The organism is Hydrogenophaga sp. GW456-12-10-14-TSB4, assembly GCF_059424305.1.
Genome location: NZ_JBWKZH010000040.1, coordinates 16,965 through 39,009, shown reverse-complemented (window position 1 = coordinate 39,009; position 22,045 = coordinate 16,965). Strand labels below are relative to the sequence as shown.

The 22,045-nt window shown below is 68.4% G+C and carries 25 protein-coding genes; 13 read left to right on the top strand and 12 right to left on the bottom strand.

The window, feature by feature from the left end:
* Positions 1-23 precede the first annotated feature (23 nt).
* The 4 genes from AC07ZS_RS18950 to AC07ZS_RS18935 all read left to right on the top strand — a co-directional run bounded on the left by AC07ZS_RS18950 (position 24) and on the right by AC07ZS_RS18935 (position 3,012).
* Positions 24-1,721, top strand: coding sequence for a PQQ-dependent methanol/ethanol family dehydrogenase (locus AC07ZS_RS18950; protein ID WP_382163669.1), 1,698 nt, complete (start codon positions 24-26; stop codon positions 1,719-1,721).
* 74 nt (positions 1,722-1,795) lie between these two features.
* Complete coding sequence (locus tag AC07ZS_RS18945) at positions 1,796-2,116, top strand: c-type cytochrome (protein ID WP_492432515.1); 321 nt, start codon at positions 1,796-1,798, stop codon at positions 2,114-2,116.
* A 25-nt stretch (positions 2,117-2,141) separates the two neighbouring features.
* Positions 2,142-2,474, top strand: coding sequence for a hypothetical protein (locus AC07ZS_RS18940; RefSeq protein ID WP_494800072.1), 333 nt, complete (start codon positions 2,142-2,144; stop codon positions 2,472-2,474).
* A 28-nt stretch (positions 2,475-2,502) separates the two neighbouring features.
* Positions 2,503-3,012: a hypothetical protein gene (locus tag AC07ZS_RS18935; RefSeq protein WP_494800071.1), complete on the top strand. Its 510-nt coding sequence runs from the start codon at positions 2,503-2,505 to the stop codon at positions 3,010-3,012.
* Between the two features lie 9 nt (positions 3,013-3,021).
* Here the strand turns inward: AC07ZS_RS18935 and AC07ZS_RS18930 are convergent, their stop codons facing one another.
* The 9 genes from AC07ZS_RS18930 to pqqA all read right to left on the bottom strand — a co-directional run bounded on the left by AC07ZS_RS18930 (position 3,022) and on the right by pqqA (position 8,746).
* The gene (locus tag AC07ZS_RS18930) at positions 3,022-3,711 is read right to left on the bottom strand and encodes a hypothetical protein (protein ID WP_494800070.1); all 690 of its coding nucleotides are present in this window, start codon (positions 3,709-3,711) and stop codon (positions 3,022-3,024) included.
* Positions 3,708-4,232 (bottom strand): hypothetical protein, encoded by a 525-nt coding sequence (locus tag AC07ZS_RS18925; protein ID WP_494800069.1) that lies wholly within the window; start codon positions 4,230-4,232, stop codon positions 3,708-3,710. Before AC07ZS_RS18925 ends, AC07ZS_RS18930 begins: the two co-directional genes overlap by 4 nt.
* A gap of 13 nt (positions 4,233-4,245) precedes the next feature.
* On the bottom strand, positions 4,246-4,857 hold the full coding sequence (locus tag AC07ZS_RS18920; RefSeq protein ID WP_494800068.1) for a hypothetical protein: 612 nt from the start codon (positions 4,855-4,857) through the stop codon (positions 4,246-4,248).
* A complete protein-coding gene (locus AC07ZS_RS18915; protein WP_494800067.1) occupies positions 4,832-5,569 on the bottom strand; it encodes a hypothetical protein in 738 nt (245 codons plus the stop codon). Before AC07ZS_RS18915 ends, AC07ZS_RS18920 begins: the two co-directional genes overlap by 26 nt.
* Positions 5,566-6,693: a pyrroloquinoline quinone biosynthesis protein PqqE gene (gene pqqE / locus AC07ZS_RS18910; protein WP_494800066.1), complete on the bottom strand. Its 1,128-nt coding sequence runs from the start codon at positions 6,691-6,693 to the stop codon at positions 5,566-5,568. Before pqqE ends, AC07ZS_RS18915 begins: the two co-directional genes overlap by 4 nt.
* Positions 6,677-6,940, bottom strand: coding sequence for a pyrroloquinoline quinone biosynthesis peptide chaperone PqqD (pqqD, locus tag AC07ZS_RS18905; RefSeq protein ID WP_494800065.1), 264 nt, complete (start codon positions 6,938-6,940; stop codon positions 6,677-6,679). The genes pqqE and pqqD overlap by 17 nt, the downstream gene beginning before the upstream one ends.
* Complete coding sequence (gene pqqC, locus AC07ZS_RS18900) at positions 6,937-7,668, bottom strand: pyrroloquinoline-quinone synthase PqqC (protein WP_494800064.1); 732 nt, start codon at positions 7,666-7,668, stop codon at positions 6,937-6,939. Before pqqC ends, pqqD begins: the two co-directional genes overlap by 4 nt.
* Positions 7,669-7,681: 13 nt before the next feature.
* Positions 7,682-8,599: a pyrroloquinoline quinone biosynthesis protein PqqB gene (gene pqqB, locus AC07ZS_RS18895; RefSeq protein ID WP_494800063.1), complete on the bottom strand. Its 918-nt coding sequence runs from the start codon at positions 8,597-8,599 to the stop codon at positions 7,682-7,684.
* Positions 8,600-8,671: 72 nt separating this feature from the next.
* Positions 8,672-8,746, bottom strand: coding sequence for a pyrroloquinoline quinone precursor peptide PqqA (gene pqqA / locus AC07ZS_RS18890; protein WP_084301274.1), 75 nt, complete (start codon positions 8,744-8,746; stop codon positions 8,672-8,674).
* 22 nt (positions 8,747-8,768) lie between these two features.
* Between pqqA and AC07ZS_RS18885 the strand changes: the two genes are divergently transcribed.
* Positions 8,769-9,890, top strand: a complete 1,122-nt coding sequence (locus AC07ZS_RS18885) for an alpha/beta fold hydrolase (RefSeq protein ID WP_494800062.1) — start codon at positions 8,769-8,771, stop codon at positions 9,888-9,890.
* Positions 9,887-10,858, top strand: coding sequence for an MBL fold metallo-hydrolase (locus AC07ZS_RS18880; RefSeq protein WP_494800061.1), 972 nt, complete (start codon positions 9,887-9,889; stop codon positions 10,856-10,858). The genes AC07ZS_RS18885 and AC07ZS_RS18880 overlap by 4 nt, the downstream gene beginning before the upstream one ends.
* Positions 10,859-10,963: 105 nt before the next feature.
* Here the strand turns inward: AC07ZS_RS18880 and AC07ZS_RS18875 are convergent, their stop codons facing one another.
* Positions 10,964-11,188 (bottom strand): hypothetical protein, encoded by a 225-nt coding sequence (locus AC07ZS_RS18875; protein ID WP_494800060.1) that lies wholly within the window; start codon positions 11,186-11,188, stop codon positions 10,964-10,966.
* Between AC07ZS_RS18875 and AC07ZS_RS18870 the strand changes: the two genes are divergently transcribed.
* On the top strand, positions 11,181-13,427 hold the full coding sequence (locus AC07ZS_RS18870) for an autotransporter outer membrane beta-barrel domain-containing protein (RefSeq protein WP_494800059.1): 2,247 nt from the start codon (positions 11,181-11,183) through the stop codon (positions 13,425-13,427). The two genes, AC07ZS_RS18875 and AC07ZS_RS18870, sit on opposite strands and share 8 nt — an antisense overlap.
* 4 nt (positions 13,428-13,431) lie before the next feature.
* Here AC07ZS_RS18870 and AC07ZS_RS18865 read toward each other — a convergent pair whose 3' ends face one another.
* Positions 13,432-15,489, bottom strand: a complete 2,058-nt coding sequence (locus AC07ZS_RS18865) for a sigma-54-dependent Fis family transcriptional regulator (protein ID WP_494800058.1) — start codon at positions 15,487-15,489, stop codon at positions 13,432-13,434.
* A gap of 406 nt (positions 15,490-15,895) precedes the next feature.
* Between AC07ZS_RS18865 and pedF the strand changes: the two genes are divergently transcribed.
* The 4 genes from pedF to AC07ZS_RS18845 all read left to right on the top strand — a co-directional run bounded on the left by pedF (position 15,896) and on the right by AC07ZS_RS18845 (position 19,474).
* Positions 15,896-16,378 (top strand): cytochrome c-550 PedF, encoded by a 483-nt coding sequence (gene pedF, locus AC07ZS_RS18860; protein ID WP_494800057.1) that lies wholly within the window; start codon positions 15,896-15,898, stop codon positions 16,376-16,378.
* Between the two features lie 14 nt (positions 16,379-16,392).
* Positions 16,393-17,259, top strand: a complete 867-nt coding sequence (locus AC07ZS_RS18855; RefSeq protein ID WP_494800056.1) for a substrate-binding periplasmic protein — start codon at positions 16,393-16,395, stop codon at positions 17,257-17,259.
* A 248-nt stretch (positions 17,260-17,507) separates the two neighbouring features.
* Positions 17,508-19,028 (top strand): acetaldehyde dehydrogenase ExaC, encoded by a 1,521-nt coding sequence (exaC, locus tag AC07ZS_RS18850; RefSeq protein ID WP_494800055.1) that lies wholly within the window; start codon positions 17,508-17,510, stop codon positions 19,026-19,028.
* A gap of 74 nt (positions 19,029-19,102) precedes the next feature.
* On the top strand, positions 19,103-19,474 hold the full coding sequence (locus tag AC07ZS_RS18845; RefSeq protein ID WP_494800054.1) for a DUF779 domain-containing protein: 372 nt from the start codon (positions 19,103-19,105) through the stop codon (positions 19,472-19,474).
* Positions 19,475-19,487: 13 nt separating this feature from the next.
* On the opposite strand, the gene AC07ZS_RS18840 is transcribed toward AC07ZS_RS18845, so the two are convergent.
* Complete coding sequence (locus AC07ZS_RS18840; RefSeq protein WP_494800053.1) at positions 19,488-19,784, bottom strand: hypothetical protein; 297 nt, start codon at positions 19,782-19,784, stop codon at positions 19,488-19,490.
* A gap of 144 nt (positions 19,785-19,928) precedes the next feature.
* On the opposite strand from AC07ZS_RS18840, the gene AC07ZS_RS18835 reads away from it, so the two are divergent.
* Together AC07ZS_RS18835 and AC07ZS_RS18830 are read left to right on the top strand one after the other, a co-directional pair.
* Positions 19,929-20,747 (top strand): hypothetical protein, encoded by an 819-nt coding sequence (locus AC07ZS_RS18835; RefSeq protein WP_494800052.1) that lies wholly within the window; start codon positions 19,929-19,931, stop codon positions 20,745-20,747.
* A 59-nt stretch (positions 20,748-20,806) separates the two neighbouring features.
* Positions 20,807-21,553 (top strand): SDR family NAD(P)-dependent oxidoreductase, encoded by a 747-nt coding sequence (locus tag AC07ZS_RS18830; RefSeq protein WP_494800051.1) that lies wholly within the window; start codon positions 20,807-20,809, stop codon positions 21,551-21,553.
* The last annotated feature ends 492 nt before the right edge of the window (positions 21,554-22,045 follow it).

Sequence of the window (22,045 nt, the reverse complement as noted above, 5' to 3'; positions counted from 1 at the left end):
TGAAACGCACCCTACTGAGCCTGATGATTCTGGCCGCCACCGCCCACGTGAGCGCCCAGGGCGTGACCGACGCGATGATCGCCGACGACGCCAAGACCCCCGACAACGTGTTGAGCTGGGGCCTGGGCACCCAGGGGCAGCGCCATTCCACGCTGAGCGGCATCACCGAGCGCAACATCAACAAGCTGGTGCCGGTGTGGTCCATGTCGTTCGGCGGCGAGAAGCAGCGCGGCCAGCAGTCGCAGCCGCTGGTGCACAACGGCAAGATGTTCGTCACCGCGTCCTACTCGCGCATCTACGCGGTCAACACCAAGACCGGCGAAAAGCTCTGGAAGTACGAGCACCGCCTGCCCGAAGGCATCATGCCCTGCTGCGACGTGATCAACCGCGGCGCCGCGCTGTACGACAACCTGGTGATCTTCGGCACGCTCGATGCGCAGCTGGTCGCGCTCGACCAGAACACCGGCAAGGTGGTGTGGCGCGAGAAGATCGACGACTACGCCGCCGGCTACAGCTACACCGCCGCGCCCCTGATCGCCGAAGGCCTGCTGATGACCGGCGTCTCGGGCGGTGAGTTCGGCGTGGTCGGCCGCGTGGAAGCGCGCGACCCGCGCACCGGCAAGATGGTGTGGACGCGCCCGGTCGTCGAAGGCCACATGGGCTACAAGGACGGCAAGGAAAACGGCATCACCGGCACCACCAACGCCACCTGGCCGGGCGAGACCTGGAAGACCGGTGGCGCGGCCACCTGGCTGGGCGGCACCTACGACGCCAAGACCGGCCTGGCCTACTTCGGCACCGGCAACCCCGGCCCCTGGAACAGCCACGTGCGCAAGGGCGACAACCTGTACTCGGCCTCCACCGTGGCGATCGACGTGAAGACCGGCAAGATCGTCTGGCACTACCAGAGCACGCCCAACGACGGCTGGGACTACGACGGCGTCAACGAATTCGTCACCTTCGACATGGACGGCAAGCGCATGGGCGCCAAGGCCGACCGCAACGGCTTCTTCTACGTGAACGACGCCGCCACCGGCAAGCTGGTCAACGCCTTCCCGTTCGTGAAGAAAGTGACCTGGGCCACCGGCATCGACCTCAAGACCGGCCGCCCCAACTTCGACGACACCAACCGCCCGGGCGACCCGACCGCCGCCGGCGGGGACGGTGCCAAGGGCAAGGCGGTGTTTTCCGCACCGGGCTTCCTGGGCGGCAAGAACCAGATGCCCATGGCCTACAGCCCCAAGACCGGCCTGTTCTACGTGCCCACCAACGAATGGGGCATGGAGATCTGGAACGAGCCCATCACCTACAAGAAGGGCGCGGCCTTCCTGGGCGCGGGCTTCACCATCAAGCCGCTGTTCGACGACCACATCGGTTCGCTGCGCGCGATCGATCCCAAGACCGGCAAGGTGGCCTGGGAAGTCAAGAACAGCGCGCCGCTGTGGGGCGGTGTGCTGACCGCCGGTGACCTCGTGTTCTGGGGCACGCCCGAGGGCTACCTGAAGGCCGCCGACGCCAAGACCGGCAAGGTGGTGTGGCAGTTCCAGACCGGTTCCGGCGTGGTCGCGCCGCCCATCACCTGGACCGAGGGCGGCGAGCAGTACGTCAGCGTGGTCTCGGGCTGGGGAGGTGCCGTGCCGCTGTGGGGCGGTGAAGTGGCCAAGAAGGTCAACTTCCTCGAACAGGGCGGCTCCGTCTGGACGTTCAAACTCATGAAGTGATGTGGTGTTGGGGGTGGCGTGGCCCTGGCCATGCCACCCCTTTTTTCCCAGTTCCTTTTTCTCCGGTGCCTGCCATGCGTTACCTCCTGATCCTTCCCACCGTGCTGGCCGGCCTGGCCCAGCACGCCACCGCCGCCGACGTGGCCGCCGTGGAACTCGCCAAGGCCAGCGGCTGCTACAGCTGCCACGCCAACGCCGACAAGGTGGTCGGCCCGGCCTTCAGCGCCATCGCCGAAAAATACGCGAGCGAAAAAGACGCCGCGGCCTCGCTCGCGCAGTCGATCCAGAACGGCTCCAAAGGCAAGTGGGGCCGCGTGCCCATGCCGGGCCACCCGAGCCTGAGCGCGGCCGACCTCAAGACGCTCTCGACCTGGGTGCTCACGGTCAAGCCCTGAGCCGGCCCACCCACCAGCCCCTGCCATGAGCGCGCAGACCGATTTGTGCCACCCCCGCACCCTGCTGGGTGCGGCCCTCGCCGTGTTGTCTCGCGTGGGCGACGCGCGGTACCGGGCCCATGCCGAGTTCCGGCTGGCCCGCTACGCCCAGGCGCGCGAGCTCTGGGCGGCGCTGGCCGAAGAGACGGGCAATGCCGAGGCCTTGTTCATGCTGGGCGTGCTGGCCGAAGAGGGCCTGGGTGAGCCGCGCAACCCGGCCCGGGCCGAAGCGTTCTTCACCCGCGCCGCGCAGGCGGACCACGGCCCAACAACTGGTAACCAACTCGCGCACCACGTGCCGTCGGTGCGGCTAGCATGAAGGTCTGTTCCCGATGTGGAGACCTGCCATGACCAAGATCCCTCGCGTTCTGCTCCGGTCCTCCCTCATGCTCGCGCTGCTGGCGGTGGGCGCCGCGCTCGCGCAGCCATTGCCTGAGGCACCGTCCCCGACCTCGCCCTCGACCTCTCGCAATTTCGCGACCGAGATCGCCAAGGCCGACCTGGCGCAGGACGGCATCCACCACCCCACCCGACGACAGCTGGCCAGAGCCACCCACGAGGTGCAGGCCATGCGCGACAGCGGCATGGGCTGGGGCGCGATTGCCAACGACCTCGGCCTGCGCCTGGGCGAGGTGGTGAGCTCGGCCAACCGTGCGCGACACGCCGAAGACGCGAAACACACCAAGCTGGCTGCGGCGGTGTCGATCGATGCACCGGGCCCGTCCGTGGGCCACGCGCGCGGTGCGAACGGCAGCGGCCCAGGCAAGGGCAACGGCCATGGGGGCGGTCACGGCGGCGGCAAAGGTGGCGGGAATGGCGGTGGCCACGGGGGTGGCAACGGCGGAGGCAAGCGCTGACCTGTCGCCCTAGCGCGCCCACACCGCCGTCAATCGCCCACCCACCAGAAACCCGGGTGGCACCGGTTCCTCGCGCTCGAATTTCACCAGGCCCAGGCCCCGGCAGTACCACTCGCGGCTGGTGAGCGGCACGTCGGTGAAGCCGTTCACCGGGTCGGTGAAGAGGTTGAGCTTGGCGCGGCCGACGACGCGCAGGCAGGGCTTGTGTGTGCCGGTGGGCGTCGTCACCTCGTCGTCCACCGCCTCGATGCGCCAGGCCATCAGCGCGCGGTGGCTGTAGCGCAGCTCGCGCGGGTGCTCGTTGCGCCGCAGGATCAGGTAGGGCACGGTCGGCGTGCTCCATTCGGTGCCCACTTCATAGGGCGCCTTGAGCACCCACAGCGGCTCCGGGTCGGGTGTGGGTTCGCGGTCGATGTCGGTGCGCGTGGCCACGCGGCGAATGCCTTGTTCGTCGCTGAGCAGGTGGTAGCTCACGCCGGCCGAATGGTGGCGCACCTGCGTGCGCTGACCGGCCACGGTCTGCGGCGCGGTGACCGTCAGCGTCCATGCCTCGGGCGGCGGCGCTTCGTCGCTCTCCACCGTCACGGCGTAGACCATGCGCTCGCCTTCGACCAGCGGAAACCAGGTGTCGGCGGGCGCGGGCCGGCAACCGGCCAGCACCAGGGCGGCCAGCGGCAGCGCGGGCAGGAGGGGCTTCATTTTTCCGGCAGCTGCGCGCGCGGCAGGTCGCTCAGCTTGATCTGCAGCCGGTCGTTGCCGGCCGGGCGCAGCCAGGCGAAACCGCCCGAGCCCGGCACCGGCTCGGTGCTGCCCATCTGCGTGTTGCCGTCGCGCGCCTTGCGCAGGCCGTCGCCCAGGATGCGGTGCAGGTCCTTCTCGTAGGGCAGGCGGTGCACGCGCGGCATCGCCAGCGGCTGGTTGTCCTTCATGGGGTTGACCCAGATGTAGATCGCGCCGGCGTGGCCCCGGCCCGGGCTGGGTTCGTCGAACACCGCCGAAAGCAGCACGAAGCGCGGAGGCAGGGCGTCGTCGCTCGGCCAGCCCGCGATGCCCTGCAGCGTGGCGTGGCTCAGCGCGTAGAAGCCGCTGACCAGCAGCACCGCGCCCAGCTTCACCCCCCAGTGCCAGCGCGTGGCCAGCAGCAGGCACAGCAACAGGAAGGCCAGCAGCGCGTACACCAGCACCAGCCACAGCAGTTGGGACGAGACGGTGGGGATCATCGGAGGTGGTGGTTCAAAGGCCGGTGCGCTGCACGATCGCGAGCGGCCGGGTGTTGAGGTCGGTCACGGTGCCGGTCTCGTCGAGCGTGAAGCGCACCAGCGTGCGCTCGTCGCCCTTGCGCGGGATCTGCTGCGTGCCGGTGTAGACGATCTCCGCCTGCGGGTTCACCTTCACCACCGCCACCGACACGTCCACCGGCTGCTGGTCGCGCGAGTCGTAGTAGTGCGCGTTCACCACGTACTCGCCCGGCACCAGGCCGCGCAGTGTGACGATCTCCTGCCGCACCGGGCTGCGGATCTCGCGGCCGTTGACGATCACGCTGTTGTTCTTCGCGCCCCGGTCGTCGCGGTCCAGATGCAGCATGCCGGCGTCGCGCTGGCGGAACCACAGCGTCTTGCCGCCCGGTTCGTTGACCCAGGCGTCCACGTCGTTGGGGTTGTTGTCGGGCCAGGACACGGTGACGATGAACTCGGCCTTGGCGGGGATGTCGCCGCTCTTGCGGGCCTTGGGGTTGAAGGCCAGCAGCGCGATGACGAAACAGAAGACGAACGCGATCAGCATGTTGAACAACATGTCGTAGAACGGGTCGGTCTCGGTGTCACGGACCGATCGGCCGATCGCCATCGTGCGCCTCCGGGCGTGGGCTGGCGGCCAGCGTGTCGGCGATGAGCGCATCGGAAAACCGGTCCAGCCGCATGAGCTGCAGGCCCAGCAGGATGTTGCCGGTGAGGCCGGTCACGGTGGTCAGCAGCGCGATGCCCAGGCCGCCGGTGAGGTTCCTGAGCAGCTGGGTGGACTGGCTGGCGTCGAAGCTCTGCACCTCGCCGAGCTGCAGCGCGAGGATGGAAAACCCGATCACCTTGCCGAGCAGACCGAGCTTGAGCTGGATGCCGTTGAGCCACCAGGCCATCTCGTGCGGGCCGTGCGCGCGCTCGCCCAGCACCTGCAGCCAGACCGAGGGGTCGGCGCCGGGTCGGGCACAGCCGGCGCGGTATTCGGCGCTCCAGGTGTCCAGCGGGTCTTCGCGCGCGGTGTCCAGCCGCAGACGCTGCTCGCCCAGCACCCAGGCGCGGCGGCCGGCCCACAGCGAGCCGCCGGTGAACAGCAGCACGATGACCACGGTGAGGCCCGTGGGGTCGGCGTGCACCAACCGGTGCCATGCGCCGGCCTGCCACAGCAGCAGCGCGCCGAAACCCAGCAGGCCCATGAAGGCCAGCCACAGCAGGAAGAGGCCGTGCTCGGCGCGCTCCAGCGCGAAGGGGCTGTGGCGCAGGCCGGGCAGGTGGCGGACCACGGCCGCGCCCAGCATGTGCGGGTGGGGCGTGGCGGTGTTCATGCCGGCACCTCGGGGTGCAGGCCGCGCGACTCGGTGTCGCTGCGGAACACGATGGGAATGTGGCGCTGCGTGGGCGCCTGCTTCACGAGCTGCACCACCTTGTCGTGCTGGGGGGACTTGCTGCACACCGGGTCGGCCTGCGCCGCGTCGCCCGTGATCTGGAAGGCCTGGCAGCGGCAGCCGCCGAAGTCCTTGTGGCGTTCGTCGCAGTCGCGGCAGGGCGGCTTCATCCAGCCGTCGCCCCGGTAGGCGTTGAAAGCCTGGCTGGTTCGCCAGATGTCGGCCAGCGGCGTGTGCGCCACGTTGGGCAGGGCCAGACCGGGCAGGTTGCGCGCGTTGTGGCAGGGCATGGCCAGACCGTCGGGTGCGACCGAGAGGAACACCGAGCCCCAGCCGTTCATGCAGGCCTTGGGGCGCTGCTCGAAGTAGTCGGGCACCACGAACAGCAGCCGGCAGCGCGAGCCGATCTGCGCGCGGTAGCGGTTCACCACCGCTTCGGCCTCCACCAGTTGCTCGTGCGTGGGCATGAGGTGGTCGCGGTTGACCCAGGCCCAGCCGTAGTACTGCGTGTTGGCGAGTTCGAGGTATTCCGCGCCCAGGTCCAGCGCCATCTCGATGATCTGGCCCACGTGCGGCAGGTTGTGCCGGTGCAGCACGCAGTTCATCACCATCGGCCAGTCGTGCGACTTGATGATGCGCGCGACCTTCTGCTTGAGCTCGAAGGTGCGCGTGTGGCTCAGGAAGTCGTTGAGCTCGCGCGTGCTGTCCTGGAACGAGAGCTGCACGTGGTCGAGGCCGGCGGCCTTCAGGCGCGTGGCGCGCGCGTCGGTCAGGCCCACGCCCGAGGTGATGAGGTTGGTGTAGTAGCCGAGCGCGTGCGCCTCCTGCACCAGCTCTTCCAGGTCGTCGCGCAGCAGCGGCTCACCGCCCGAGAAACCGAGCTGCGCCGCGCCCAGCGCTCGCGCCTGGCGCATCACGTCCACCCACTGCGCGGTGCTCAGCTCCTGCGGGATGCGCGCGTGCTGCGTGGGGTTGTAGCAGAACACGCAGTGCAGCGGGCAGCGGTAGGTGAGCTCGGCCAGCAGCCACAGGGGCGGGCCGGGCGGTTCAATCGATCCAGCCACGGCGGCCTCCTTCTTCGATCAGATCCTTCACCTGGCGGCCAATGCCCTGGATGAAAAACGTGGTCTCCAGCTCCTCCACGATGGCGGCCACCGTGCGTTCACCATCGCAGCGCTTCAGGATCTCGGCCGCGCTCTCGTTGAGCTGCACCATGCCCTCGGGGTAGAGCAGCACCCAGCGCTCCTGCGCGGGCTCGTACTGCAGGCGGAAACGCCGCGAGAGCCTGGGATGGTTCGACAACGTGTTCATTGGCAGGCCTTCTCGATGGCATCGAGCATGTTCCACAGGATGTCCAGCTTGAACTGCAGGATGTCCAGCGCGCGATGCTGGGCCTCGCGGGTGTCGAAGTGGTCCAGCGTCACGCGCAGGCCGTGTTCCACGTCGCGCCCGGCCAGCGGGATGCGGTTGCGGAAGTAGGCCAGTCCCTCGGCCTCGATCCAGGGGTAGTGCGTGGGCCAGCTGGCCAGGCGGTCCTTGTGGATCTGGGGCGCGAACATCTCGGTGAGCGAAGAGCACACCGCTTCCTGCCAGGGCGCCCGGGCCGCGAAGTTCACGTAGGCATCGCAGGCAAAGCGCACAGCGGGCACCACGCCCTGCAGCGACCACAGGTCTTCGCGCGTGAGGCCCACGGCCTCGCCCAGCCGCGTCCAGGCCTCGATGCCGCCGGCGGCGGCGCCTTCGTGATCGCCGTGGCCGTCGTGGTCGAGGATGCGCTCGATCCACAGCCGGCGGTGCGCGCGGTCGGGCATGTTGGCGAGGATGGCCGCGTCCTTGCGCGGGATGCAGATCTGGTAGTAGAAGCGGTTGGCCACCCAGCAGCGCAGCTCGTCGGGCGTGCAGCCGCCGCTGTTCATGCGCACATTGAACGGGTGGTGGATGTGGTACGAGCGGCCCTTCTCGCGCAGCTGGGCCTCGAACTCGGTGCGTGTCCAGGCCGGCAGGCCGATGGCGGGGCGGGGTGTGGTGGCGATGTCCATGGGGCGCCTGCGGTCAGAAGCGGATCTCCATGCCGTCGCGCGCCACCTCGATGCCACGGCGGCTGAGTTCCGCGCTTTCGGGGGAGTCCTCGATCAGGATGGGGTTGGTGTTGTTGATGTGGATCAGCAGCTTGCGCGTGGCCGCCGGCAGGCGATCGAGCTGTTCGAGCATGCCGCCGGGTCCGCTCTGCGGCAGGTGGCCCATGTCGGCCGCGGCCTTGGACGAAAGGCCCAGCCGCTGCATCTCGTCGCCGGTCCAGAAGGTGCCGTCCACCAGCACCACGGCGCACGTGGCCATGAGCGACAGAAGCTCGGGCGTGACTTCGCCCAGGCCGGGCGCGTAGAACGCGCGCGCGCCACTCTTCGGGTTGCGCAGCACCAGGCCGATGTTGTCGCCCGGGCGCGGGTTGCCGCGGAACGGTGAGTACGGCGGCGGCTTGGACGCGAGCGGCACGGCTTGCAGCTCGATGCCCTCCAGCCCCGGTGCGGTGAAGGTGGGGCCGTCGATGGGGATGGCGTGCGGTGTCACGCCGCAGTAATGCGAGAGGATGCCGGTGATGGGAAAGCCCTGGCCCAGTTCGGTGAGCACCTCGGGCGTGGCCAGCAGCGGCAGCGCGCCGGCGCGCTCGCGCAGCATCAGCAGGCCGGTGACGTGGTCGATCTGCGCGTCCATCAGCAGCACGGCGGCGATGCCGCTGTCGCGCGCCCGGCGCGCGGGCTGCAGTGCCGGCGTGTCGCGGATCTGGGTGAGGATGTCGGGCGAGGCGTTGACCAGCAGCCAGTCCACCTCATTGGCGCTGACCGCGATCGACGATTGCGTTCGCGCCTGAGCCAGGACCTTGCCGCGGCGCAGGCCATCGCAGTTGGGGCAGTTGCAGTTCCACTGCGGGAAACCGCCGCCGGCCGAAGAGCCAAGAACCCGGATGCGCATGGTTGATGGAGGAGGATGAGGGGACAAAAAAGGCGCACGCGCTGTTGGCACGTGCGCCGGCCGGCCGCAGGCTCAGCGGTTGGCGATGTACATCGTGATCTCAAAGCCGAAACGCAGGTCGGTGAAGGCGGGGGCGGTCCATTGCATGGTGTGTCTCCAGTGGGTTGGCATGAAACATGTCTGCAAGCCAGATGGCACCATCGCCACACCGGCCGCGACCCTGAACAGCAATATCGATGCCATGCCCAAGCCGTTGATTGACACCTTCTGGCCCGCGCCCCGGCGGCTCGCCGTCGGCGGCCTGCACCGCATCGCCTGGCGCGATGTCGGCGAGCCGCGGGGCGAGCCCTGGCTGCTGTTGCACGGCGGGCCGGGCGGTGCGTGCCAGCCCGGCATGCTGCGGCCCTTCGACCTGCGCCGCCAGCGCGTGATCGCGCCCGATCAGCGCGGTGCCGGTGTCTCGCGGCCGCGTGGCCGCACGCAGGGCAACCACACCCTTGCGCTGGTGGCCGATCTGGAGCGGCTGCGCGAGCAGCTGGGCATCGAACGCTGGTCGGTGCTGGCGGGTTCGTGGGGCACGGTGGTGGCGCTGGCGTATGCGCAGCGGCACCCGGCGCGCGTGCAGCGCCTGGTGCTGCGCGGCGCCTTCGCCCTCACGCGCCGCGAGATCGGCGGCCTGCTGTTGCCGTCGGTAAAGCGAGGGCAAACCCTGAGCGCACCGGCCGCGGGGTGGCCGGTCCGGCAGGGCGATGGGGTGCCCATGGCGCTGCGGCGGCTGCAACAACTGATTCAAAACGGCACACCCGGTGTTGCATCGCTGCGCGTGTTGCGCGGCTGGGGTCTGCGCGAAACCGACGACGCACTGCGCGGCCTGCGGCGCAGCCTGCGCCACGCGGCACACACCGGCTCGCCGTGGTCGAATCCGATCCGCCGCGAATGGGGTGGCTTGCGGCGCCAGCAGCGGCGTGCGATGGCGCGCCTGCGGCAACCCACCGTGCAGCGCAGCGACCGGGCCGCCTGGGGCCGGTACCGGGTGCAGGCGCACTACCTGGCGCACCGGGGTTTCGTGCGCCCGGGCGGGCTGGACCGCGCGGTGGCCTTGCTGGCGCGCGAGCACACGCCGGTGGACTGGGTGCATGGGCGGTTCGACGCGATCTGTCCGCCGGCCAACAGCGCTCGCTGGGCTGCGCAAGGCCGGCAGGTGCTGCACACACCGCCGGCCGGTCACCTGGGCGCAGAGCCGGCGATGCTGGCGTGCCTGCGCGCGTGCGTCAGGCGCTCGTTGTCATGAGAGTCCTTGGCGCCTTGCTGTTTGCGGTGTGTTGCTCGGTGAGCGCACAGGACCGCGACTGCAGGGACGACGTGCCCTGGCAGCCGGTGGCGCCCGGTGTGTGGGCCTGGTCGCCACCGGCGCCGCAGGAGCTGTCGCCCGACAACGCGGGCCATGTGGTGCCCACCTCGGTGCTGATCGACGGCGGCGAGGCCCTGGTGGTGGACCCCGGCCCAAGCCATCGGCATGGCGAGCGCGTGCGCGCCTCGCTGGCCTGCCGCTTCGGGGTGCCGGTGCGCTGGATCGTCAACACCCACGCACACGCCGAGAACGTGCTGGCCAATGGCGCCTGGGCCGACCGCATCGAAACCGGCCAGACCACGGTGCTCGCCACCGAAGGCACGCGCCGGGCGATGGAACAGCGCTGCCCGGCCTGCCTGCAAAGTCTCATCGAACGCGTGGGCGCGCAGGCCATGGCCGGCACCGCCATCGTGTGGCCCACGCGCACCCTGGCCGAGGGCGAGGTGGTGGCGGTGGGCGAGCAGCGCCTGCGCGTGATGCGCGTGGAGCAGGGCCACACCGAAAGCGACCTGGTGCTCTGGCATGCGCAGCAGGGCGTGTTGTGGGCGGGCGGCCTGGTGTACGGCGAGCGCCTGCCCGAACTCGCGCAGGGTCGGGTGGACGCCTGGCTCGACGCGCTGGACCGCTTGCAGGCGCTGCGGCCGCGCCATGTGATCGGCGCGATGGTGTCCAGCGCGCAGGGCGAGGCCGCGCCCGCCGCCCTCATTGGCACGCGCGGCTACCTGCAGGCCTTGCGCGAGCAGGTGTGGCGCGCCATGGACGAGGGCCGCCACGCCGGAGAGAGCGCCGCCGTGGCGATGCCCGAATGGCGCGGCTGGGCTGGCCACGCGCAGCGCCAGGACTTCAACGTGCAGCGCGCCTGGCGCGAGCTGGAGCCGCTGTGGATGCAGCAGACCGACGGCGATTAAGGTTTTTCCAACATCGGTCGTCAAGATAAAAGTCAGCGTCGTTAGACTGCTGCGTTTTCGAGAGCGGACTTTTTTCTTGACAGGGAGTCAACGGGTGAATCCACGTTACACAGCCGTGGCCTTGGCCGCATGGGCCGTTTGCGGCCTCTCGCAGGCCGCCATTTTCACAGCGGCTAACGAAGCCGAATTGGTGGCAGCGATCAACGCGGCGAACGCCAGCGGGGATCCGGCTTCCACGATCACCGTGACCTCGAGCTTTGCCGTCACCACGGCACTGCCGCCGGTGCGCGGGGGCGTGACGATCAACTCCAATGGCTGGCCGGTGAGCATCGAGTCAGTGGCCGGCGGGTCGCTGGTCTTGCAGCCCGGTGCGACTTACGGCACGGCCGGCAATCTGCTGGTCGGCAGCACGGCAGGCACCATGGGCACGCTCACCGTGCAAGGCGCAGGCGCCAGGGCCCGGGTGACTTTGCTTCAAAGCCTCGCTGGAGAGGCCCACATCCGCGTGCTCGACGGTGGCGTGCTCAACTCCACCGGGCCGTCCGGGGTGCGCCTGGGTGGCACCTCGGCCACGGTGTCCAACGGCGGTGTGGCCCACGTGCTCGTCAGCGGCTCGGGCTCGGCCCTGACCTCGGCGGTCTCGTACCTTCATCAGCGCGGCACACTCGAAGTGTCCAACGGCGGCCGGCTGGAAGCCGCAGCGGGGATCCAGCTGGGCTCGATGCCCGGGGGCTTCACCGGGGTCGTGACCGGCGCGGGCTCCCAGCTCGGCACCACGCTGGCCGCCATCACACTGGGTGCATCGGGCACGGCCAGCTTGCGCGTGTCCGACGGCGGGCTGCTCTCGGCCAACGGCGGCGCTGCCGCGCTCAACCTGGCCACGAACGTGGGTGGCGTCGCCACGCTGAACATCGGCGCGGCCGCGGGCGACGCGGCCATCGCCCCGGGCACGGTGCTCGCCGCGGCCGTCAACGGCGGCGCCGGAACGGCGGTGCTGAACTTCAACCACAACGCCAGCGCCTACGACTTCACCGCCCCCATCACCGGCAGCATCACCCTGAACCACCTGGGCGGCGGCACGACCACGCTGCGCGGCGCGAGCACCTATGCCGGTGCCACCACCGTGGCCGGCGGCACGCTTCGCGCGGGCGCGGCCAACGTGTTCAGCGCCAACTCGGCCCACACGGTCGCCGCGGCTGGCACGCTGGACCTGGACCGCTTCGACCAGACGTTGACCACCCTGAGCAGCGCCGGCACCGTGTCGCTGTCGGGCGCCAGGCTCACCCTGACCGGCGCCTATGTGGGCAATGGCGGCACCATGATCCTGGGCGTTGGCCCGAGCGGCGCGCCCCTGGTGTTCGCCGGTCCCCTGGCCAGCGCCACGGGCACCACGCTGCTGCAGATCACCAACCTCGGAGGCCTGGGTTCGCCCACCACGGGCGACGGCATCGCGGTGATCAGCGCCACCGGCGGCGCGACCACCACGGCCCAGACCACCCGGGACGCGTTCAGCCTGGTCGGTGGCCAGACGGGTGGCGGCGCCTACGCCTACCGCCTGCACGCGGGCGATGCCAGCGGTGCGGGCGAGAACTGGTACCTGCGCTCCACCGGCTACCGCAGCGAGGCCTCGCTGTATGCCGTGGTGCCCGAGCAGTTCCGTTCCCTGGACATCGCCATGCTGGGCGACCGGCAGCAACGCCTGGGCGAGCCGCGTGCTGCCAGAGGCACCGCCAGCGGCGGCGAACGCCAGGCCTGGGGCCGGCTCTTCAACACGGACCGCGACATCGCACAGCAGGGCACCGTCAGCCCCACCAGCCACGGGCGCATCCGCGGCTTCCAGACTGGCACGGACCTGTGGGGAGATGCCCGGTGGCGCACCGGCGTCTACCTGGGCAAGCTCCAGAGCGAGATGGCGGTCAATGGCTTTGTCAGCGGCGAGGCGAACTACGCCGCAGGCCGCAACGACCTGAGCAGCCAGTACCTGGGCGGCTATGCCACCTGGCTGCCCGCGGACGGGCTGTACGTCGACAGCGTGCTGCAGGTGGGCGACCACCGTTACACCGCGCACGCGTCCACGGGGCTGGCCAGCACGGGCAAGGGCGACAGCCTGGTGGCCTCGGTCGAAGTGGGGCGGGCGCTGGCGCTGGCGCCGCGCTGGGTGCTGGAGCCGCAGCTCCAGATCGCCTACCAACGCGTGAGCCTGGACGACAACACCATCAGCAATGCGAGCATCGAGCAGGACATCGACGTGGGCTGGATCGCCCGCTTGGGGGCGCGCGTCAAGGGCCAGTGGGACGTCGGGCCCGGCCCCTTGCAACTCTATGGGGGCCTGAACGTCTACAAGCGCAGCAGCGGCACCGACATCACGCGCTTTGTCGGCACGGGCGGCGGCACCGACATCATCAGCCGCAGCGGTGGCACCAGCGGCGAACTCACGGCCGGCGCCAGCTGGCGGGTGAGCGCCCGCACCAGCGTGTACGGCGAGCTCGGCAAGCTGTGGGACCTGGGCGGCGACGCGCGCACCGGCAGCGGTGTGAGCGGCAGCGTGGGGGTGAAGCTGCTCTGGTAAGGCCCTAGCCCAGCAGGTCGGGCGGTAGCTGGTCCTTCTTGCGGTAGATCGTGTTGCGCGACACGCCCAGCGCCTTGGCCGCCGCCGACACATTGCCCTTGTGCAGGCGCAGCATCTGCGCCATGGCGCTGAGCGTGACGTCCTGCAGGCGCTGGCCGTCGCCCGGCGTCACCTCGGTCAGCGGCGAGGGCGGCAGCAGCGGCGCGCTGCCGGCGGTGCCCGTGCCGAAGGCTTCGGGCAGGGCGGCTTCGGTCGCATCACCGGCCTGGGCGTGTTCCAGCTCGTCGAGGAAGTCGTCGGGCAGGTGCGCCACGTCGATCACCCCGTCGCTGCCCACCATCACGACGGCGGTGCGCAGCAGGTTGTGCAGCTGGCGGAAGTTGCCCGGCCACTGGTAGCGCTTGAACAGCGCCATGACGTTGGGTGCGATGCCGATCTGCTGGTCCTGCTCGCACAGCGCCTTGAGGATCTTGTGCACCACCAGCTCGAAGTCCGTGCGCTCGCGCAGCGCCGGCAGGCGCACCACCAAACCGTTGAGGCGGTAGTAGAGGTCTTCGCGGAAATCGCCGCGCGCGATCATGTCCTTGAGGTTCTTGTGCGTGGCGCTGATCACCGTCACGTCCACCTCCACCTCCTTGCCCGCGCCCAGCGGGCTGACCTTGCGGTCCTGCAGCACGCGCAGCAGGCGGGCCTGCAGGTGCTTGGGCATGTCACCGATCTCGTCGAGGAACAGCGTGCCGCCGTGCGCCTGGAGGATCTTGCCGATGGAGCCCTTCTTGCGCGCGCCGGTGAAGGCGCCTTCTTCGTAGCCGAACAGCTCGGACTCGATCAGCGTGTCGGGGATCGAGGCGCAGTTCACCGACACGAAGGGGTGCGCCGAGCGCGTGGAGTCGCCGTGGATCGCCTGGGCCAGCAGGTCCTTGCCGGTGCCGGTTTCGCCGAGGATCATCACCGGGATGTCCCGCCCCGAGACCCGGCGCAGCTTGTGGATGACCGCCGACACCTGCGGGTCGCCCGTGTCGAGGTACTGCAGCGAGGAAAACTGCATCTTGCGGCCGGCAGGCTTGACCGCTTCGGCTGTGGCCGCCGCTGGCGTGCCACCGGCCTCGGGCGCGGTGCCGGTCGGTTTGCCGCCCGACCAGGGGTTGGCGGCCTTGATCTTCACGCGGCACCACACCGACACGCCGTTGTGCATGCACAGCTGCTTGGGTGTGGGCATGGAGCCGCTGAACAGCTCGAACAGGGCCGAGATCGGCAGACCGAAGAGCGATGAGAAGGTGTGCGCCTTCAGCGCGCTGAACGGCAGCCCGATCTGGAACTGCGCGCTGCGGTTGGCCGAGAGGAAGCGTCCCTCGGGCGAGAACACCGCGATGCCTTCGACCAGGGTGCCCAGGAACTCGGAGCGGGTGTGGAAATGGATGCGGATGGCCTTGGGGAAGATGTCCGCGAACATGTGGTTCTCGATCATCTGCGCCGACATGCGCACCAGCGCCAGCGTGTGCTGGTGGTAGCTGCGGTGGTCGCCCGTCACATCCAGCGCGCCGATGACCTGTCCGTAGGGGTCGAAGATCGGCGAGCAGGAGCAGGTGAGGAACTTGTTGGCGTCCATGTAGTGCTGGCTGCCGTGCACGGTGAGCGCTTCTTCCTCGCTGAGCGCGGTGCCGATCGCGTTCGTGCCCTTGTTCTTCTCCGACCAGTCCATGCCGGGCGTGAGCGCGACCTGCGAGGCCTTTTCCAGGAAATCGGTGTCACCCAGCGAGTGCAGCACCAGGCCCTTGGCGGAGGTGAGCAGCACCATGCTGTGGGTGTTCACGATCTGGTCGTACAGCGTCTCCATGACCGGCGCGGCGTGCTGAAACAGAAAGCGGTTCTCTTCCCGTGCGTCGTTGAGCAGGCCCACGCCGGGGCTGGAGAAATCGGGCGCGTCCGTGGAGTCGATGCCATAGGCCTGCGAGCGGCGGTGGGCCTGGCCGATGGGATCGGGTGGTGCGTTGCCGTCCGGGCCGGGGGGCGCGGGCGCATCGTGTCTTCCGCCGGGAGGCGTGAAGAGGGCAGCACTCATGTTGTCTCCTGGATCCGGGGGAAATCCCCCCCAGCAGTCGGGCATCCATCGTGGCGGATGCTCCGGGTCGTCAGACGGGCTGTCGTCTTGGTCGCGCGGGTTCATGCAATTCTCTTCATAACTGTCCCTGTGAGCAACACTGGTTAATCCCGAGATGCAACAGCTTGTCCCGGGTGTTCCGCTCTGGTGTTAGCAAAGAGCCGGCCACCGCCTGTGCCAGGCCATGGCGCGCAAAGTTGACACACAAGGCGCCTGCGGCGCGGCGGACTGTGACATCCGGTGCGATCGCAGGCGCACCGGTGATTCAAATTGGCACACCTTGCATGGGCCTGACCCGCGCCGCGGGCCATGGCCTGCAACTTGCTGTCCCAGCCGGAAAAGACCCTTTCTGAACCGGAGACAACCCATGAAGATTTCGCGTTTTTCTCTTCCACTGCGTGGCCTGCTCGCGCTGGCCGTCACCTGCGGGGTGGCCGCCGTGATGGCGCATGGCGATGTGACACCGCAGGCGGTGGACACCAGCACCCTGCCGCAGCTCGGCACCAAGTGGCTCGATGCCAACCCCTACAGCAGCGGCCCCGCGAACAAGGAGGCGCTGCGCATCGGTACCTCGGCCTACAACCAGAACTGCGCGCGCTGCCACGGCCTGGAAGCGATCTCCGGCGGCATCTCGCCCGACCTGCGCAAGTTCGACGGCGAGTGCTCGGGCTACGCCGACGCGGGGAAGAAGGCCGCCTGCTTCAAGGAAATGGACGACTACTACATGGCCACGGTGCGCCGGGGCCGCGTGCGCGACGGGCGCGTGTACATGCCGCCGTTCGAGGGCACGCTCTCGCAGGAGGCGATCTGGTCGATCAAGACCTACCTCGAAACCCGCCGCGAGCCCTGAAGCGGGAGACGCGCATGAACACCCTCCGCCATCCCGATCGCCGCCAGGTGCTGGCTGCGCTGCTGGCCGCTGTCGTGCCGCTCGCGCACGCGCAGGCCGACCTGAGCGACCTCGAACGCATCCGCGCCAACGGTGCGCTCAAGGTCGCGGTCTACAAGGACAACGCGCCGTTCTCCGACGGCCCGGCCAACGACCTCCACGGACTGGACGTGTCGATCGCCGCCGCGCTGGCGCGCCAGCTCCAGCTGAGGCTCGCGCTGCTGCCGTTCGACGCGGGCGAGAACATGAACGACGATCTGCGCAACATGGTCTGGCGCGGCCACTACCTGGGCTACGGCCCGGCCGACGTGATGCTGCAGGTGCCGGTGGACCGCTACCTGATGCAGAAGAACCGGCAGGTGATGATCCTCGCGCCCTACATGCGCCAGCAGCTGGTGCTGGCGCACGACACGCGCCGCATCGCCGATGTGAACAGCCCCGAAGACCTCAAGGGCCTGCCGCTGGCGGCGGAGCAGGGCGCCGGTGCGGCCAGCGCGCTCATGGGCCACGGCGGCGGGCTGCTGCGCGCGCAGGTGGGCATTCATCACAGCGGCGAACAGGCGGTGCAGGCGGTGGTGGAGGGCAAGGCCGCTGCCGCTTACGTGACGCGCGCGCAGGCCGAGTCGGTGCTCTCGCACACCGATCCGAAGCCGACCCACATCCGCCTGAGCACGCTCGCGCTCGGTGGTGTGCCCGGGAACGGCTGGCCCGTGGGCATGGCCATCAAGGCCGAAAACAAGGACCTCGGCCTGGCGCTGGAAGGGGCCATGAAATCGATGCGCGACAGCGGCGAGCTGCTGGCCATCTTCCAGAAGCATGGGCTGACACTCACCGCGCCCTGATCGCTTCCTGCTTCATGAAAGCCACTGGTTGCGCGCGCAACCAGTGGCTTTTTTGTTGGCGTGCGGCCGTTGTGCCGCTTTGAGACAGCCGCCGCGCGGGTGCGCGGTTCCGGGACAGTGCGGGCGCGCAGGTGTGCAGTCGTGCAGCGTTTTCCCCTGCCAAACCCCATGGCATGGAACTTGAAGTGAGTGCAGGGCCTGAAGACACAACAGGCCTTGCCATCAACATTCACCCTGAGGAAGACAACATGCTTTACGCAGCTCCCGGCGCCGCCGGTGCCAAGATCACCTACAAGGCCCAGTACGACAACTTCATCGGCGGTCGCTGGATCGCGCCGGTCAAGGGCCAGTACTTCGATGTGATCACACCCGTCTCGGGCCAGGTGTACACGCGCGCCGCGCGCTCGACCGCCGAAGACATCGAGCTCGCGCTGGACGCCGCGCACGCCGCCGCCGATGCCTGGGGCAAGACCGCGGCCGCCGAGCGCGCCAACGTGCTGCTGAAGATCGCCGACCGCATCGAACAGAACCTGGAGCTGCTGGCCTACGCCGAAACGGTGGACAACGGCAAGGCGATCCGCGAGACGCTCAACGCCGACATCCCGCTCACGGTGGACCACTTCCGCTACTTCGCGGGTTGCCTGCGCGCGCAGGAAGGCGCGCTGAGCAACATCGACGAGAACACGGTGGCGTACCACATCCAGGAGCCGCTGGGGGTGATCGGCCAGATCATTCCCTGGAACTTCCCCATCCTGATGGCGGCCTGGAAGCTCGCGCCCGCGCTGGGCGCCGGCAACGCCGTGGTGCTCAAGCCGGCCGAGTCCACGCCCATCTCCATCCTGATCCTGGCCGAACTCATCGCCGACCTGCTGCCGCCCGGTGTGCTCAACATCGTCAACGGCTACGGCCGCGAAGCCGGCATGCCGCTGGCCACCAGCAAGCGCATCGCCAAGATCGCCTTCACCGGCTCCACCACCACCGGGCGCGTGATCGCGCAGGCCGCAGCGAACAACCTGATTCCTGCCACGCTGGAGCTTGGCGGCAAGTCGCCCAACATCTTCTTCGCCGACGTGATGGACAAGGACGACGCCTTCCTGGACAAGGCGATCGAAGGCCTGGTGCTGTTCGCCTTCAACCAGGGCGAGGTCTGCACCTGCCCCAGCCGCGCGCTGATCCAGGAAAGCATCTACGACAAGTTCATGGAGCGCGTGCTCAAGCGCGTGGCCGCGATCAAGCACGCCAACCCGCTGGACACCGACAGCATGATGGGCGCGCAGGCCAGCAAGGAGCAGCTGACCAAGATCCTCTCGTACCTCGACCTGGGCAAGCAGGAGGGCGCCGAGGTGCTGGCCGGCGGCGGGCAGGCGAACCTGGGCGGCGACCTGGCGGGCGGCTACTACGTGCAGCCCACGCTGTTCAAGGGCCACAACAAGATGCGCATCTTCCAGGAAGAAATCTTCGGCCCCGTGCTGGCCGTGACCACCTTCAAGGACGAGGCCGAAGCCCTGGCGATCGCCAACGACACGCTCTACGGCCTGGGCGCCGGCGTGTGGAGCCGCAACGGCAATGTGGCCTACCGCATGGGCCGCGCCATCAAGGCCGGCCGCGTGTGGACCAACTGCTACCACGCCTACCCCGCGCACGCGGCCTTCGGCGGCTACAAGGAATCGGGCATCGGGCGTGAGACGCACAAGATGATGCTCGACCACTACCAGCAGACGAAAAACCTGCTGGTGAGCTATTCCGAAAACAAGCTGGGCTTCTTCTGAGCGACCCGGCGCAAGATGCCATGACTGGGGGAGGCGGGCAACCGCTTCCCCATTTTTCTTGTTGAGGAGACACCATGGTTGAAAGAGTGATTGCCACGCCGGCCGCCGTCGAGCTCATCGAGCACCTCAAGCGCCAGCACGGCCCCGGGCTCATGTTCCACCAGAGCGGCGGCTGTTGCGACAACAGCGCGGCCAACTGCTACCTGCTGGGCGAGATCACCACCGGCGCGGGCGACGTGTACCTGGGCGACATCGGCGGCTGCCCGTTCTACATCGGCAAGGCGCAGTACGAATACTGGCGGCACACGCAGCTCATCATCGACGTGATCGAAGGCCACGGCGGCACTTTCTCGCTCGAAGGCCCGGAGGGCAAGGCCTTCCACACGCGCTCGCGGGTGTTCACGATGAAGGAGATGGCGGAGCTGGAGGCGCAGGCCTCGCCCTGAGCCACGGCGAAGGCTAGGACAGCCAGTCTTCCGCGTCAGGCCGACGCGGATCGCCGCCCGGTGGCGGTGGTGGTGGCGGCGCCTCCATGGCCGCGAGTTGTTCCAGCACGAAGGCGTTTTCCTTCATCACTTCCTCGAACAACAATCGAACCCGCAACCGCGCCGATTTCAGGTCGGCGAGTTGCCGGGTGACCCTTTCGCGGTCGGATGGGGCGAGGTCGGCGGCCAGGGCCCGGAACGCTCGCTCGATGTCGGCCAGCTCGGTCTCGGCCTTTTTCCACGCATGGAATTTGGGAGAGGGAATGTCCATGCCCCAGCATGCAGGGCGGCTGCGCTGGAGCGGGTAGGAGAACGCCTCGTGTCGGCGAAGGAGATGGCTGAGCGCCCGTCCTACACATCCGGCGCGTTCCGTCGCCTACGATGGGGGCCTGTGAAAGATGGAGGTGACCACCGCATGTCGTTGATCCTCAGCAGCCGGGTGCCGGGCATTGCCGGGGCGGATGCCCAGGTGCTCCGGTGGTGGCGCGCGATGTGCGCGCTGGCGGCGCTGAACGTCTGTCTGTGGCTGGCCGTGTGGCACTGGGCGCCGGTGACCGGTTTCCCCGGTGGGCTGCAGCTCACGCTGTCCGGCGTCTACGTGCTGGTGTGCGCCTACCGCTCGGTGTTCCCCCGGGTGGACCTCGAACGGCTCGTGGTGGTGGACACGCGCCTGTCCAACATCTTCCTGGGTCGTGCCGCCGCCACCGTGGCCGAGATCTGCTTCGCGCTGCAACTCGGGCTGCTGGTCCACCAGCTGGGTGTGCAGGCCGGCTTGCCATGGGTGCAGAGCGCCGCGTGGGCGGTGCCGGTCTTCATGGTGGTGGCACAGGGCTTCTGCTGGCACAGCGTGCTCACGCTCAACCACATCACCCAGGCCGTCGAGTCCCTGCTCTGGGCGGCGGGGTTTTCCTGGATGGCGATCCTGCTGGGCATCACGGCCTTCTATAGCACGGGCTGGGTCAACTCGCTGGCGATCTTCGGCATGCTCTGTTGCCTGGCTTTCGTTGCGTACGTGTTGAGCGTGGACGCGCCGATGTACTGGCGCCGTTACCGCTTCGGGCGCGCGAACGGGCAGACCTACCTGTGCGTGGAGCAGGGCGCGCGCGATGCCTGGCAGCGCCGTGTGTGCAATGGCCACTGGACGGCCTGGAAAGCGGATGCGCTCTGGCTCACGCCTTATTTCAGCGTCGGGGTCTGGCTGAGCATCGCCATGGTGTGGGTGCCCGGCCGCTGAGCGCAACGGGGAAGCGCGGCCGGTACAGTACCTGTCTTTCCATTCCGCTTGACATCTCTATGCGCCAGCCACCGCGTGTTGCTCTTGTGACAGGGTCTACTTCAGGTATTGGAGCCGCGATCGCGCGCCGGCTGTCCAGGGACGGCTATGCGGTCGTTTTGCATTCACGCAGCTCTGTGGATGCCGGCATCGCCATGGCGCGTGAGCTGGGTCTGGCGGCTTATGTGCAAGCAAACCTGGCTGACGATGCAGACCGGATCCGGCTGGTGCAGGAAGCGGTCGCGCAATGGGATCGCCTGGACGTCGTGGTGAACAACGCAGGCATCAGCCGCGTCGTGCCGCATGCCGACCTGGCGGCTGCCACGCCGGATGTATGGCGCGAGTTGCATGAGGTCAATGTCATCGCACCGTTTCGCATCGTTGCAGAAGCGGAGGCCGCCCTGCGGGCGTCTGCTGCGGCCGCTGGCGTGCCGGCTTGCGTGATCAATGTGAGTTCGCATGCTGGTGTGCGTCCGAAAGGGGCTTCGATCCCTTATGCCGCGACGAAAGCGGCGCTGAACCATGTCACGCGCTTGCTGGCCGTCTCACTGGCGCCCGACATTCGTGTGAATGCCGTCGCTCCTGGGCTCGTGGATACGCCCTTGACCGCTGACTGGACGCAGGCTCAGCAGTTGTGGCGCGAGCGCGCGCCGATGCGGCGGGCGGCGAGCCCTGAAGACATTGCACAAGCGGTGTCCATGCTCGTTGAATCCCACTATTTGACGGGCGAAATTCTGCTTTCTGATGGTGGGTTGAATCTCACGTAGCGCTGAGAAGTCGCATTGAGCGGTTGTGTGCGGACCGTTTCAAGCCTCTTTTACGGCCGCTGTTTGTTGCTAACAAAGATTCAAATTTTCTAACATAGATTCAACAAGGGAAAACAAAGATTGAATGGCTCCGACCCAGACCGCGACCGCCAGAGCTCTCCCTCCTCCGGGCAGCGCGAGAAGAGCCGCTGAGCAGAAAATCCTGCGTCCTGAGCATTGGCGTGCGCTCGGACTAGACTTCGCCTATCGCCGCCCGATACCGGAAGTCTAGCCTCCGCGCACGCTGCGGCCAACATACTGGAAAACAAGCCGGCAGTGGAGGACAGGGCTCGATCAAATCGATCGGTCAGCCTGTTCAGCTCGAACCAGACTGCTGGTCAAGTTGTACTGGACTGGCCGATCACGAACGTCTGGAATACGCAATTGATGCGAACTGGCAAGTGGCACTGCGCCCAGGCGAACGCAAGGCCCAGGACAAGAGTACGCCGATGG